The sequence below is a fragment of the Parasphingorhabdus litoris DSM 22379 genome, from assembly GCF_020906275.1.
In the GTDB taxonomy this organism is placed as follows: Bacteria; Pseudomonadota; Alphaproteobacteria; order Sphingomonadales; family Sphingomonadaceae; genus Parasphingorhabdus; species Parasphingorhabdus litoris.
The window spans coordinates 2,433,155-2,445,943 of the sequence record NZ_CP086727.1; the positions used below are offsets into that span (position 1 = coordinate 2,433,155).

General features: G+C 52.0%; 15 protein-coding genes. 7 read left to right on the forward strand and 8 right to left on the reverse strand.

The genetic code is table 11. The features are described 5' to 3' along the window. Positions 1-4: 4 nt before the first annotated feature. The 3 genes from BS29_RS11750 to BS29_RS11760 all read right to left on the reverse strand — a co-directional run bounded on the left by BS29_RS11750 (position 5) and on the right by BS29_RS11760 (position 1,632). Entirely contained in the window at positions 5-181 is a 177-nt protein-coding gene (locus BS29_RS11750; RefSeq protein WP_229953841.1) for a DUF1289 domain-containing protein, read from the reverse strand. A gap of 86 nt (positions 182-267) precedes the next feature. Further along, positions 268-867, reverse strand: a complete 600-nt coding sequence (locus BS29_RS11755) for a 2-hydroxychromene-2-carboxylate isomerase (protein ID WP_229953842.1) — start codon at positions 865-867, stop codon at positions 268-270. Between the two features lie 42 nt (positions 868-909). Next, on the reverse strand, positions 910-1,632 hold the full coding sequence (locus BS29_RS11760; protein ID WP_229953843.1) for an SDR family NAD(P)-dependent oxidoreductase: 723 nt from the start codon (positions 1,630-1,632) through the stop codon (positions 910-912). Positions 1,633-1,760: 128 nt separating this feature from the next. Here BS29_RS11760 and purL point away from each other — a divergent pair, with 128 nt between their 5' ends. Continuing rightward, a complete protein-coding gene (gene purL / locus BS29_RS11765; protein WP_229953844.1) occupies positions 1,761-4,031 on the forward strand; it encodes a phosphoribosylformylglycinamidine synthase subunit PurL in 2,271 nt (756 codons plus the stop codon). A 4-nt stretch (positions 4,032-4,035) separates the two neighbouring features. On the opposite strand, the gene BS29_RS11770 is transcribed toward purL, so the two are convergent. Then, positions 4,036-5,562, reverse strand: coding sequence for an FAD-binding protein (locus tag BS29_RS11770; RefSeq protein WP_229953845.1), 1,527 nt, complete (start codon positions 5,560-5,562; stop codon positions 4,036-4,038). A 30-nt stretch (positions 5,563-5,592) separates the two neighbouring features. Continuing rightward, positions 5,593-5,904, reverse strand: coding sequence for a Bor family protein (locus BS29_RS11775; RefSeq protein WP_229953846.1), 312 nt, complete (start codon positions 5,902-5,904; stop codon positions 5,593-5,595). Positions 5,905-6,083: 179 nt separating this feature from the next. Here BS29_RS11775 and BS29_RS11780 point away from each other — a divergent pair, with 179 nt between their 5' ends. Beyond that, entirely contained in the window at positions 6,084-6,503 is a 420-nt protein-coding gene (locus BS29_RS11780) for a hypothetical protein (protein ID WP_229953847.1), read from the forward strand. A 50-nt stretch (positions 6,504-6,553) separates the two neighbouring features. After that, entirely contained in the window at positions 6,554-6,871 is a 318-nt protein-coding gene (locus BS29_RS11785) for a hypothetical protein (protein WP_229953848.1), read from the forward strand. Between the two features lie 119 nt (positions 6,872-6,990). On the opposite strand, the gene BS29_RS11790 is transcribed toward BS29_RS11785, so the two are convergent. Further along, positions 6,991-7,779 (reverse strand): Coq4 family protein, encoded by a 789-nt coding sequence (locus BS29_RS11790; RefSeq protein ID WP_229953849.1) that lies wholly within the window; start codon positions 7,777-7,779, stop codon positions 6,991-6,993. A gap of 224 nt (positions 7,780-8,003) precedes the next feature. Between BS29_RS11790 and BS29_RS11795 the strand changes: the two genes are divergently transcribed. The 4 genes from BS29_RS11795 to bfr all read left to right on the forward strand — a co-directional run bounded on the left by BS29_RS11795 (position 8,004) and on the right by bfr (position 10,803). Beyond that, a complete protein-coding gene (locus BS29_RS11795) occupies positions 8,004-8,678 on the forward strand; it encodes a nitroreductase family protein (RefSeq protein ID WP_229953850.1) in 675 nt (224 codons plus the stop codon). 39 nt (positions 8,679-8,717) lie between these two features. Next, on the forward strand, positions 8,718-9,965 hold the full coding sequence (locus tag BS29_RS11800; protein ID WP_229953851.1) for a DUF418 domain-containing protein: 1,248 nt from the start codon (positions 8,718-8,720) through the stop codon (positions 9,963-9,965). A 72-nt stretch (positions 9,966-10,037) separates the two neighbouring features. Beyond that, on the forward strand, positions 10,038-10,208 hold the full coding sequence (locus BS29_RS11805) for a (2Fe-2S)-binding protein (protein ID WP_108810468.1): 171 nt from the start codon (positions 10,038-10,040) through the stop codon (positions 10,206-10,208). Positions 10,209-10,326: 118 nt separating this feature from the next. Continuing rightward, a complete protein-coding gene (gene bfr, locus BS29_RS11810; RefSeq protein WP_229953852.1) occupies positions 10,327-10,803 on the forward strand; it encodes a bacterioferritin in 477 nt (158 codons plus the stop codon). Between the two features lie 5 nt (positions 10,804-10,808). On the opposite strand, the gene BS29_RS11815 is transcribed toward bfr, so the two are convergent. Both BS29_RS11815 and der read right to left on the reverse strand, forming a co-directional pair. Then, positions 10,809-11,246: an Hpt domain-containing protein gene (locus tag BS29_RS11815; RefSeq protein WP_229953853.1), complete on the reverse strand. Its 438-nt coding sequence runs from the start codon at positions 11,244-11,246 to the stop codon at positions 10,809-10,811. 133 nt (positions 11,247-11,379) lie between these two features. Continuing rightward, on the reverse strand, positions 11,380-12,771 hold the full coding sequence (der, locus tag BS29_RS11820; RefSeq protein ID WP_229953854.1) for a ribosome biogenesis GTPase Der: 1,392 nt from the start codon (positions 12,769-12,771) through the stop codon (positions 11,380-11,382). Positions 12,772-12,789 lie beyond the last annotated feature (18 nt).

The following is a 12,789-nucleotide window of genomic DNA, read 5'->3' on the forward strand; positions in this document are numbered from 1 at the left end:
ACAATCAAGATTTTTTATCTCCAAGACTGTCCATCCTTGCTGGCAGCAACGACAATATTTCACGCTGCCGGTCCGGGGTAGCAGATGCCCACTCCCCGATTTCCGATAGAGTGCGTCCGCAGCCAACACAAAGGCCGCTCGGCGCATCTATTGCGCAGATTTTTTTGCAAGGCGATTCCATGAAGAAATCATCAGCAGGTTCGCGTTAATCTGACAAGATGGTTTTCGACTAGCCCCCATCAAACTAGCCCCCATCAAGACGCTGCCTCACATGGCCAATTGTTCGTCCATCTGCCCCAAGCGCTCTTTGCCAAAATACATCTCACCATCGATATACATGGTTGGAATACCGAAGGCACCGCGCTCGACGGCACTTTCGACATTGTCCATCAATTGCTGTTTGACGGCCGGATCCTGGGTTTTTGCAAATAGTTCCTCTGCATCAAAACCACCATCCGCCAGAATTTTGCCGAGTAGTTCCGTATCCGTCACGTCACGCTGCTCTTCCCAAATTGCCGGCAACAAGGTTTCAATAAATGTTGCCCGCTTTTCCGGTTCGAGCGCGACCAGCATGCGCTGCAGCGTGATCGTATTGAATGGGAAATGCGGATTCATCTGAAATTTGGTCATACCGTGTTTGGCGATGAAGCGATTCATCTCCAACATCGCGTAAGCGTTCTTCCCCTTTATTTCCGCGTCGCGAATGAAAGGCGGAGCATTGCCGGTAAGCTTGTGCATTCCGCCAAGAAACGCCGGCAGCACCTCAATTATTGCACCATGTTTTTCGGCCAGCGCCTTTAGTGGCTGCCAAATCAAATAAGCATTGGGGCTTACAAAATCGAAGACAAGTTCAATCGTCTTGGTCATCAAAAATTCCTCTTTCTCATATCCTGTGCGCAAACGGGCTCATCACCATTTTTCGGCCCATGGCCGCACGTCCATTTCAAATGTCCAGGCACTGCGCGGCTGTTCGTGAAGCATCACATAATTTTGAGCCAAATCGTCAGGGTTCACAACGCCGTCATTGGCTTTGCGCTCTTCATAATCCGGCAGCATGCCCTTGATCCATTCGGTATCAACCGCTGCATCAATCACGACATGAGCGACATGAATATTTTGCGGTCCCATCTCACGAGCAAGACTCTGCACCATATTTCGCAGTGCGCCTTTCGCGCTGGCAAAGGCTCCAAAACCCGCCGCACCACGCATACTGGCGGTCGCGCCGGTAAAGATGATCGAACCATGGCCGCGTTTGGTCATGACACGTGCCGCTTCACGTCCTGCAAGGAAACCGGCGAAGGTTGCCATTTCCCAGATTTTCATGAATTTCTTCGCGCTGGTATCCAGGATCGTCATTGGCACATTGGCGCCAATGTTAAACACCACGCAATCGAGCGGCCCGATATTGGTTTCGATATCAGCAAACAAAGCCTCAACCTCGTCTTCCTTGCGCGCATCGCAGGAAAAGCCATAGGCTTGCTTTCCGGCGCCGCGAAGTTCCTCGACAAGCGGATCAAGCTTTTCGCCGCCGCGCCGTGCGCCGCAGACAACATAGTCCTTGTTGGCAAAGGCTCGCATAATGGCGCTGCCAATGGCATCCCCTGCCCCAATGATCAAAACCACTTTTCCCATAACTTACTCCAGCCAACGCCTAATTTCAGTTTCATTATGAAACCATGTTCACGCATTAAATGCAATGGGCTCTGCAAAACTGATAATTCACACTAGGCGGAATCGGGACGGCTCGTTAAAGGGTCATCATGACACAGACATCCTCGCGCACCGCTGAAAAAATCACACCTGAAATTGTTGCCGAACATGGCCTCAACGAAGAGGAATATCAGCGCATCCTCAACGCGCTTGATCGTGAGCCGAACATTACCGAGCTTGGCATTTTTTCAGTTATGTGGTCCGAGCATTGTTCCTACAAAAGCTCGCGTCTGCATCTGAAAAAGCTGCCGACCACCGGCCCTCAGGTCATTTGTGGTCCGGGTGAAAATGCCGGTGTGATTGATATTGGTGACGGTCAGGCTGCCATCTTCAAGATGGAGAGCCATAACCATCCGAGCTATATCGAACCTTATCAGGGGGCAGCGACCGGCGTAGGCGGTATCTTGCGCGACGTGTTCACCATGGGTGCGCGGCCGGTGGCGAATATGAACGCACTGCGTTTCGGGCGTCCTGAGCACCCTAAGATGAAGCATCTGGTCAAAGGAGTTGTGGCCGGCATTGGCGGCTATGGCAATTGTGTCGGTGTTCCCACGGTCGGTGGAGAGACCAATTTCCACGAGGCCTATGACGGCAATATCATCGTCAACGCGATGACCGTTGGCGTGGCTGATGCGGACAAGATTTTTTACTCTGCAGCCTCCGGCGTTGGAAATCCGATTGTCTATGTCGGCTCCAAAACCGGCCGAGACGGCATCCATGGCGCAACCATGGCCAGCGCCGAATTTGATGATGATAGTGATGAGAAGCGCCCAACGGTTCAGGTTGGCGATCCTTTCACCGAAAAACTGCTCATCGAGGCTTGCCTCGAACTTATGGCGTCCGATGCCATTGTTGCCATTCAGGACATGGGCGCGGCTGGCCTAACCAGCTCCAGCGTTGAAATGGCGACCAATGGCGAAGTCGGGATCATTCTGGACATGGACAAGGTGCCATGCCGCGAAGAAGGCATGACCGCCTATGAAATGATGCTGTCCGAAAGCCAGGAACGTATGCTGATGGTGCTGAAACCCGGACGCGAGGAAATGGCCGAAGCGATTTTCCGCAAATGGGAACTGGATTTCGCGGTCATCGGCGAAGTCACCGACACGCGCCGGATGATATTGACGCATAAGGGCGAGACGGTGTGTGACATTCCGCTCGGCCCGCTTGCCGATGATGCCCCGCTTTATGATCGGCCGCATCTCAGCCAGGAAGAATATAAGGCGCATGTGAATATTGCGCCGCTGGGCGAGATTCCCGAAAGCACCGACATTGGTGCGGACCTGCTAAAGATGATGGCCAGCCCCGCCCTCGCCTCGCGCCGCTGGATCTGGGAACAATATGACAGCCAGGTTGGTGCTGACACCTGCCAGCGTTCAGGCGGAGATGCTGCGGTTGTGCGGGTGCATGGCACCAACAAGGCACTGGCAATCACCACCGACTGTACGCCGCGCTATTGCAAGGCCGATCCCGTCGAGGGCGGCAAGCAAGCCATTGCCGAAGCCTATCGCAACTTGACGGCTGTCGGCGCGAAACCACTCGCGACCACCGATTGTATGAATTTCGGTAATCCGGAAAAGCCGCATATCATGGCGCAATTTGTCGGTTGTATTGAGGGTATGGCGGAAGCCTGCGAAGCGCTCGATATGCCGATCGTGTCCGGCAATGTGAGCTTGTACAATGAGACCACCGGCGCAGATGGTGTGAGCCATGCGATCCTGCCAACGCCAGCCATTGGGGCGGTTGGGCTTATTGATGATCTCGACAAGATGATGACCATCGGTTTTAAGAATGAGGGGGACACCATTTTGCTCGTTGGAGCAGAGATGATCCGTGAAGATGACGGCCAAGGTCATTTGGCTCAATCGCTCTGGCAGCGTGAAATTCATGGGTCTGAACTCGGTGCCCCCCCTCCAGTTGATCTGGACGTGGAGCGCCAGAATGGCACATTTGTGCATGATGCTATCAACACGGGCCTCGTGAACGCTGCGCATGATATTTCCGACGGTGGACTGATTGTTGCATTGACCGAAATGGCATTGGCCGGAAAAATTGGGGCCGACTGGGCTTTGGCAGATAATAGCAGCTACGCTGCTGACGCATTTGGAGAAGACCAGGGCCGTTATCTCGTAACCACCAAAGATCCAGAATCCGTTTTCGAATTGGCGAAATCAAAAAACATTACCGTTTCCATGGTTGGAACCGTTGGAGGAGACAGCATAAGTTGTCAGCTTCAAGGCGCCGATCAAGTGGTGGATGTTGCTCTCTCCGACCTCCGCGAAGCCAGCGACAGCTTCTTCCGGGACTGGATGCAAGACTAAAGCCTCAAGCGTTCAACCCAACATTATCCAAAAACGGCGAGGAAAACGCATCGCGTTCCGCAGCGTCGGGCAGGAGCAATTTGCGCACCTGATTCCAGCGATCCACACTGCCGCCAAAGCCGCGTCGTACGCGGGCCTTGGTAAGGTCATGCATCTTGCCCCAATGCTGGGTGAAGGGCATGCCCGCCGCCTCCAGCCGCTGGCCAGCCAAGGTGATCAGCTTGCGCGTCGCCGGCGTGTCGATGCCGTCAATATCGATCACACAGCTCGGGTCATAGCGGTTGAACGACAATATGCCGGGCGATTTTTGCGCATAGCGGCAGGTGAAGACCACTGGCGCATTCTTGTGGACCTGAAAGGCGCCACGCATGATGTCAATTGCGTTGGTAACCTGTGCGACCGGTACGGCAAAACCGGAACTGGCAATCCCCTCGCGTGCGCTAGTGAAGCTATAGGTCTCGCCTGGCAGTCGCCATTCATGTGGCCGGTCGGATCGCACTTTCAGTTCGGCCTGGATCAACAGACTTGTGGCTGTATTCCGCAAGTCCGGAAACATCTTGATCGCTGAAGCAATCAGGCGCGGTAGATCGGTTCCCGGTTCTGCTTCGGATTTCAGATCATAGTCCGGCTTGTATCCGGGCGGACATAGTTCCTTGTAGCGGACGGTCGTGTATCCGATATCCATCTTCGCTGGATCAAGGATCACTTGGAAAAAATAAGGTCTGCGGGTCTGGTCCGGCAAACCTGATCCGCGAAAATCAAGAGTATTGAGGGCCGTTTGCAATTGCCCATAGGGAATATGGAGCAAAGAGGAATTGAGCAGATAGCGCCCGGTAGACCGCAACATAACTGCATGGACTATGCCCAGCGCGCCCAGACTCACAATCGCCGCATCAAATTTGGCATCATCGCGCACCAGCGTCGCGCCCAGCTTAGCCGCGAAATTGGCGGTCATCACCGGTGCTCGTGCTGGCTCAATCCACAGATTTTGGGTCGCCGTCAGGATCTGTATACCTGCCACCTGGCTTTCCATAGCGCCGACATCAATAGCCGAGCCGTGGACGCCGGTCCCGATTGCGCCGGCTATGGTCTGACCATTGCTCGCCCCCGATGTTCGCAAGGCACGGCGGCGGGTTTTCGTTTCCAGCCGCTCGTTAATCTTCGAAATGTTGGTCCCGCATTGCGCGAGATAGAGATCATCTGCCGATGTTCCGCTCGCCAGATCGACATCATTGACCCCGACCTTGAACGTCCAGTCGAGATTGGCGGTTTCGATCACCCAGCCATTTTTGACCACCGGAATATCGGAAAAGGACCAACGCGAACCACAAGCGCGGATCTGCACGCCAGCGGCCAAGGCATCGGCAATAATCCCCTGCAGCCGCGCCGCCGTAGCCCGCATGCCGGACATGGTTGCGCGGGTCGGATTTTCATTATGAACCCGAAGGCGTTTGGCAATCGGTACCTTGATATTGAAGTGGTGGTTCACCCACTCCACATTGTTGTTCACTCGTATCGGATTGGACGGCATTGCGGTCTCCCCTCAACCTTTATGTGAAAACTACTCGTCTGTGCTGCCTTCGTCCGAAGGAATCTTGGCGCAATAATATTCGATAGTGGTCGGCTGATAGAAACCGAGCGTCAGCACCGATACCAATGATTGGCCGAAATTTGTTTTCACGCGCACTTCGTCGATCAGGTTGGTCTGACATTGCGCAACATTGCGCGGTTGCCCTCTCGGGAGCAAGAATGCGTTACTGTGAACAATGCTTTGCTCACCATCGGGATTGGGCCGCTGCACAACAAGCCGATGTTCGGCGCAGCTCGACAGCAACACCGCACTGACCAAAATCAGTCCTATTTGTTTTTGCAAGACTATGCCCTCCTTCATATCAGTCCGGTCCTATTGGATCTCGGCGCGTCGAATTTTGGGCGACCCTGCCACTTTATCGCTGAATTGCCAGACATCCGCAATGGGGATTTTCTGCCAGATCGGCATGATTGTTCTAGGCGTTTGATGACCAGGTAGCATTATCTTGCTATGCTCATGCCATGTCCAAAAAGCAAAATGCCGTTTATTCCAAAACACCCCTGGCGAAGAAGCTCTCTTTAAAAGATGGCATGCAGGTATGGTTTGACGGCATGCCCGACAGTGTCCGTGCCGAAATCGACTCCTATGGTTTAGTATTTGAAGAGCATGGCAAGCCTGTTCAGGGCCTCAACGCCGCGCATATTTTTGTCAAGGAACGCGCGCTTTTGGAGCAACACCTTACTGCGCTGCGTACCATGATTGATCCGGCTGGTCAGGTCTGGGTAAGCTGGCCGAAAAAGGCATCGAAAGTTGAAACCGACATCACCGAGGACACCATCCGTAGTGTCTGCCTGCCGATGGGCTTTGTTGACATCAAGGTCTGCGCTGTGGACGCCATTTGGTCGGGCCTAAAACTGACAATTCGCAAAGAACTGCGCTGAAATCCGGTTATTGAGAAGTCGTACAGATTTCTCAATATCGGGAGCGCAGCATGACAGATTTACACTGGACAGAGATTTGCAAGAATGCGCTTGTGCTGGTTCGCGATATAGTCGTTTTGGGTATAGTCATCTTTTTCCTGTTTTTCCCAATCCAGTTCGGAGAGCAGCTCGGGAAAACCAATATCGGTCGCTTCAGTGCCTTTGGTGTGGAAGTGGAATTGCAGGCCAAAGAGATGCGTGATCAAGCAGAGGCTGCACGAACCGAAGTGGCCGAAGCCCAGGCAGCCGTTGATCGGACTCTTTCGGACATCAGAACATGGTCGCGAACCAATCCGCAAATCCGGGGCCGAGCCAGTCAGCTCGAATAACAGGTAGCGGAGTCATCACAAAAACTGACCAGTGCGAAGAGCGAAATCGATCGCTCCATCACAGGCTACGATGTTCTGGTCAAAAAGATCGAAGCTGCGCAATAGCGGTTCAAGAATATTTAGGCTGGCTGACCAAGTAAGTTGTAAGGATCAATACCCTGAGCCTCATAAGCGGCATGCGCCTGCTTATAAAAAATGGGCTCGCCAATGTTTAAAAACGCACGCGCTTCGTCGAGTGGCAACGCAAGCAGTTTTTCGATATCATAATATGCGAGGCGCTTGGCCGCTTTACCCAGCCGTTGCCCTTCCCGCACAGCCCGCAGAACAGGTGCATTGGATGGTGATTGTTTTTTCATTTCCAGTGCGCCAGCATAAGCAATGAACAATATGCCCAGATTGGGGTTCTGACTATAGGTAAAGCCAAGCACACATTGCTCGCCCAATGCATCCCGGCCATAGCCGGTCAGAACATGAAGCAAATCATGCGTGTCGCGCATCCGGTCACCGAACCATTCGGTGATATCGTTGCGCTTTTCATATGTTTCGCCATAGCGATCAAATTCCGCAACCAGTCCGGCCGCGGTAAGACCTTCTTTCTCCATGAATCGAACATAAGCCTGTCCGAGGCTATCGGCAGGCAGTTTGCGCAATTTATCATGATCATCGAGCATCTTCGGCAGATCGACATTACGCTCCATCAATTCCTGTGCATGCGGGCTTTTCAAAAAGCGCTTCGCATTGCGGATAAAAGCCTTGCCAGCAAGCGCCTCGATAATGTGAAATACCTCAGCCGTATCTTCCTTATCCGCAATCAGATTTCGGAAATGACGAAATGCCTTTATCGGCCGGATCTTCGGCGGCGAATGATCCGTATTGAGGAGAGGCATATCGGTAGGAGAGATCGTCATAATGGAATCGCTTTTATCTATTTCAAAAAGCTTGATATCGATTACTAACATTAATGTCAATAGCGGTTATTATCTTTCCTACCTGCCCCTTCATGGCTAAGCGTTTAAAGAACAACTGCATCACTTGTTTACCTCCTGAAAAAACAGAAAAAGGGTGTGTGACTTGTGTGAACTTTGAAATGACAATAGGCGCCCAAATCTTCTCGGCGCCAAGGAAGACCGGGATGAAACCACACGAAACGCTGCCCTATACCGAGCTGCCCACATATTCTGACGCGGAACGCATTGCACGATCCAAAGCTTTTTATGACGCTTTGAAAGTAAGACGCACCTGTCGCTATTTTTCCAACGAAGCGGTTCCACGGGCGGTCATTGAAAATGCGCTGCTTGCAGCCGGCACTGCGCCCAATGGTGCCAATCATCAACCGTGGCATTTTGCTGTGATCGAATCTGCCGAAAAGAAAAAGGCCCTGCGTGAAGCAGCCGAAGCAGAAGAACGTGAATTTTATGAAAACAAAGCCAGCGATGAATGGCTCGAAGCTCTGAGCCCGCTTGGCACCGACGCGGACAAGCCGTTTCTTGAAATTGCGCCTTATCTGATCGTCATATTTGGTCAACGCAAGGGCGGGATGATGCCAGGCGAGATGAAACAGAACTATTATGTCAACGAAAGCGTCGGCATTGCCACAGGCATGCTGATTACCGCTTTGCATGATGCGGGCCTTGCGACTCTTACCCATACGCCCAATCCAATGAAGTTTCTCAATGAACTGTGCGATCGCCCTGCTAATGAAAAGCCAATGATGGTGTTGGTCGTGGGCAAGCCTGCACTGGATGCCACTATCCCGGTCCATGCCACAATCAAGAAACCCCTAGACGCAATATCAAGCTGGCTCTAACAAGCCGTATTGCATTAATAATACAGCCAGGATTTGTTGATGAACGCCACGACCACACAAACCCGCCATATCACCCTTGATGCATTGCGCGGCTTCGCAGTGATGGGCATTTTGTGGGTCAACATAACCGTTTTTGGCTTCCCGGAAATGGCATATATCAGCCCCATCATCAGCACCTCGGGCAGCGCTTCGGATATTGCCGCCTGGACGGCGTCCTTCATTCTGTTCGATGGCAAAATGCGAGCAATATTTTCATTGCTCTTTGGTGCCAGCATGATGCTGGTGATAGAGCGAACCAGCGCAACCGGACAATCACCGGCGAAGGTCCACTATTCCCGCATGTTCTGGCTCGCGATATTCGGGCTTGGTCATTTCTACTTATTGTGGTGGGGTGACATATTGTTCCTTTACGCAATGTCCGGTGCGGTCGTGTATTTGTTCCGCAACTGGTCTGCCGAAAATCTGATCAAGCGCGGTGTTTTGTTTTACATGATCGGATCGGCCCTGCTGATCATCGGTATGGGAACAATGTTCGTTTTGCAGAGCGAAGCTGCTCAGCCAGGTGCCAGTCAGGAAATTATCGATGAATATATACTGATGATGGACCAACTCGGTGCTTCCGAAGAACAACTGGCTGCCGAAACTGCGCTATATCGCGGTTCTTTCATTCAGCTGCTAACCGACAAGGTTACAACCCAGGTGATTGATCCGTTCAAGAACCTGTTTCTGGGACCACTGGAAACCATTCCTTTGATGATGATCGGCATGGGCCTCTACAAATCTGGTTTCTTGCTTGGACAAGGGGATCCCAATAGCTATCGCCGCCTTGCCATTTGGGGCACCCTCATCGGCGGCATTGCTTTTGGTGGTCTGGCTTGGCTCGCGGCCAACGGAGAATATGAAATCATCTTGATGATGAACATCTCGCAAGCCTGGTCCACCCTGCCCCGCTTGTTGATGGCGGCCGGCTACGTTTCGATTCTAATTCTGGTTATCCAGCGCTTTGCTCATCATCCCATGATGCACCGCGTCGCCGCGGCAGGGCGAGTCGCCTTTTCCAACTATCTGGGAACCAGTATCGTGATGGCTTTCATCTTTTACGGCTGGGGCCTTGGGCTTTTCGGAACGATTGGGCGAGCTGAACTGATATTATTTGTCCTCAGCACTTGGGGAACGATGTTACTCTGGTCCAAACCCTGGTTGATGCGCTTTCGCTACGGACCGCTGGAATGGCTGTGGCGATCTCTGGCGCGGCGCGAGGTACAAGTTATGAGAATAGCCAACTAAGATCTAATGTACGAATTTTTGCTATTGCGATCTATTCTCATTAGCTATATACGAGTCGCATAAGGAGCCCAAATGGTTGTTTGTGTTTGCAATGCGATAAAAGAAAAAGACCTGCGAGCCGCGGTGCGCAATGGGTCTGAAAAACCGAGCGAAGTTTATGCCGAGCTCGGACGGAAGCCTAAATGTGGCCAGTGCCTATCGTTTGCGCGAACCATTATCGAAAACGAAGTTGCGACCGCTTAGCATTCTCTTTATCAAATCATTGAAATAATTGACTTTTTCATAAATCAGACTCTTTCCTACAGGGCTCTGCTCGTGTATAGCCTTGGGCAACGCATTGTCCCAACAAAAGGAATACACCATGAAAGGTGACGCAAAAGTCATTGATTATCTTAATGAAGCGCTGAAAAATGAACTGACAGCGATCAACCAATATTTCCTGCACAGCAAGATGTTGGACAATTGGGGTGTCAGTAAGCTCGCCAAATTTGAATATGAAGAATCCATCGATGAGATGAAACATGCGGACAAGCTGGCGGAACGCATTTTGTTTCTCGACGGCCTGCCCAACTTCCAATTGCTCGGTCGGTTGAAGATCGGTGAGTCTGTGGAAGAAATACTCAAAGCCGATCTTGCATTGGAGCATGAAGCGCTTCCCCCCTTGAAAGATGGCATCGAATATTGCGAAAAAGTCCGTGACTATGTGACGCGCGATTTGTTTGCAGAGATTCTGGAAAGCGAAGAAGAACATGTCGATACGCTGGAAAAGCAATTTGACATGATCGAACGCATGGGCATTGAAAACTATGTCCAGCTTCAGTCGGCGCCAGCAGAATAAAGCGATCAGTTATTGGTAACGTGATTGCCGAGACCTGAGGACCGGCGCCCAAAGCCCATCGGCTGGCGCTGGACCACAGGGCTTGATTCATATTCCAGTATCGGCATTGTTTCATCAAATAACGGTCGCAAGCCAACGACCTGCTCGATTATTTCATCAGGCGTTTCCTGATGCTCAACGCATTTACGTGCCGTCATCTCGATCAGTTCAGCTACCGCTGCCAGTCTGATCGCTCCAAATTGCAGCGACTCACCTTTTAGCTTGTGCGCAGGCATGATGATCTGGGTTGCGTCTTTCGCGCGGATTGCTTCTTCAATCTTGACAATAGATTGCGCACCATCTTCGCGAAAATAGCCCAATATACGGACAAAGTCCGGCCCCAGCGAAGATCGTGTTTCGCTGTAGACCGCCCAGTCAATCAATTCGCTATCAAACTGCGTCAAAGATCATATCCTCAAGAGAAACCGTAGAAACATATCTCTATCGAGGAATTTAGAATCCAAACTGTAAAGACTTGGTTATCAAGATGGAAAAATTGTTAACCAACTAACAGCTTTGATAGAATGGCCGACCTAATCATTCTTTGTCATGATAGGGGTTTTTAGGAGACCGGATAATCAACCGGACAGGCACACCGCCGAAACCGAGTTCTCGCCTTATGCCGTTGATCAGATATCGCCGATAGCTCTCTGGCAGATCATCAACCCGCGTGCCAAAAATCACAAATGATGGCGGCCGCGTTTTGGCCTGTGTAATATAACGCAGCTTTATCCGTTTGCCGCCGGGTGCTGGCGGTGGATTATCTTCAATCGCATCTTCAAACCAACGGTTGAGCTTGCCGGTAGCAACCCGTTGCGACCAGACTCGGCGTGAGTTAAACGCTGCTTTCATGAGCTGATCTATACCCTTGCCGGTAAAAGCGGAAACCGCGATCAAAGGCACGTCTCGCACTTGCGCCAACCCATCATCCAGCGCCGCGCGAATACCATTGAACAACTTGCTGGGCCCTTCTGCCACGTCCCATTTATTAATCGCAATGACCAGGCAACGCCCTTCCTGAATGGCCTGGTCAGCAATCCGCAAATCCTGGGCTTCAAGCCCCTTGGTCGCATCGAGGAGCAGCACGACCACTTCAGCAAAATCAACCGCCCGCTTGGCGTCAGCGACCGACAATTTTTCAAGCTTGTCATTCACTTTTGCCCGCTTGCGCATACCTGCGGTGTCAATCAACCGGACTTTCCGATCAGGCTCCACACCATCAAGCTTTTCATCTTCAGTCAGGGCGGCATCATGCCAGACCCACTCCACCGAGATACTGTCTCTCGTAATGCCAGCTTCTGGCCCGGTAATGAGACGATCTTCATCGAGCATTTTGTTGATCAGTGTTGATTTTCCGGCATTGGGACGACCAACAATCGCCAGTTTCAGCGGCGCACGTTCATCCGCTGCTTCATCTTGTGCAGCGGCTTCAAAGGCCTCAACATAAGGGCGCACAGCCTGAAAAAGGTCGGCAATACCGTCACCATGCTCTGCGCTGAGGGCAATTGGATCACCAAAACCAAGAGAATAGCTTTCTAAAATGCCTGATTCAGCAGCCCTCCCTTCAGCCTTGTTCACCAGCAAGACAACAGGCGTCTTGGAACCCCTTAGCCAACGCGCAATCTCTTCATCAAGCGGCGTCAGACCTGCACGGCCATCTATAACAAACAGCGCTAGCTCAGCTCCAGCAACGGCCATTTCGGTCTGTTGTCGCATCCGCCCGGGCAGGCTTTTGGCATCTTCATCCTCATAGCCAGCCGTATCGATGATATTGAATTCAAGCCCCAATAGATTGGCTACGCCTTCGCGGCGATCACGGGTCACGCCAGGACGATCATCCACCAGCGCCAGCTTCTTGCCGACAAGCCGGTTGAATAAGGTGGACTTACCAACATTGGGCCGCCCGATAATTGCGATATTGGGCAGCATGTGGCTATTCCCGTTCCT

What these genes read in the sequence shown, in the direction of transcription:
- BS29_RS11750 (WP_229953841.1), bottom strand. Translation starts at nt 181, where the DNA reads ATGGAATCGCCTTGCAAAAAAATCTGCGCAATAGATGCGCCGAGCGGC.
- BS29_RS11755 (WP_229953842.1), bottom strand. Translation starts at nt 867, where the DNA reads ATGACCAAGACGATTGAACTTGTCTTCGATTTTGTAAGCCCCAATGCT.
- BS29_RS11760 (WP_229953843.1), bottom strand. Translation starts at nt 1,632, where the DNA reads ATGGGAAAAGTGGTTTTGATCATTGGGGCAGGGGATGCCATTGGCAGC.
- purL (WP_229953844.1), top strand. Translation starts at nt 1,761, where the DNA reads ATGACACAGACATCCTCGCGCACCGCTGAAAAAATCACACCTGAAATT.
- BS29_RS11770 (WP_229953845.1), bottom strand. Translation starts at nt 5,562, where the DNA reads ATGCCGTCCAATCCGATACGAGTGAACAACAATGTGGAGTGGGTGAAC.
- BS29_RS11780 (WP_229953847.1), top strand. Translation starts at nt 6,084, where the DNA reads ATGTCCAAAAAGCAAAATGCCGTTTATTCCAAAACACCCCTGGCGAAG.
- BS29_RS11785 (WP_229953848.1), top strand. Translation starts at nt 6,554, where the DNA reads ATGACAGATTTACACTGGACAGAGATTTGCAAGAATGCGCTTGTGCTG.
- BS29_RS11790 (WP_229953849.1), bottom strand. Translation starts at nt 7,779, where the DNA reads ATGACGATCTCTCCTACCGATATGCCTCTCCTCAATACGGATCATTCG.
- BS29_RS11795 (WP_229953850.1), top strand. Translation starts at nt 8,004, where the DNA reads ATGAAACCACACGAAACGCTGCCCTATACCGAGCTGCCCACATATTCT.
- BS29_RS11800 (WP_229953851.1), top strand. Translation starts at nt 8,718, where the DNA reads ATGAACGCCACGACCACACAAACCCGCCATATCACCCTTGATGCATTG.
- BS29_RS11805 (WP_108810468.1), top strand. Translation starts at nt 10,038, where the DNA reads ATGGTTGTTTGTGTTTGCAATGCGATAAAAGAAAAAGACCTGCGAGCC.
- bfr (WP_229953852.1), top strand. Translation starts at nt 10,327, where the DNA reads ATGAAAGGTGACGCAAAAGTCATTGATTATCTTAATGAAGCGCTGAAA.
- der (WP_229953854.1), bottom strand. Translation starts at nt 12,771, where the DNA reads ATGCTGCCCAATATCGCAATTATCGGGCGGCCCAATGTTGGTAAGTCC.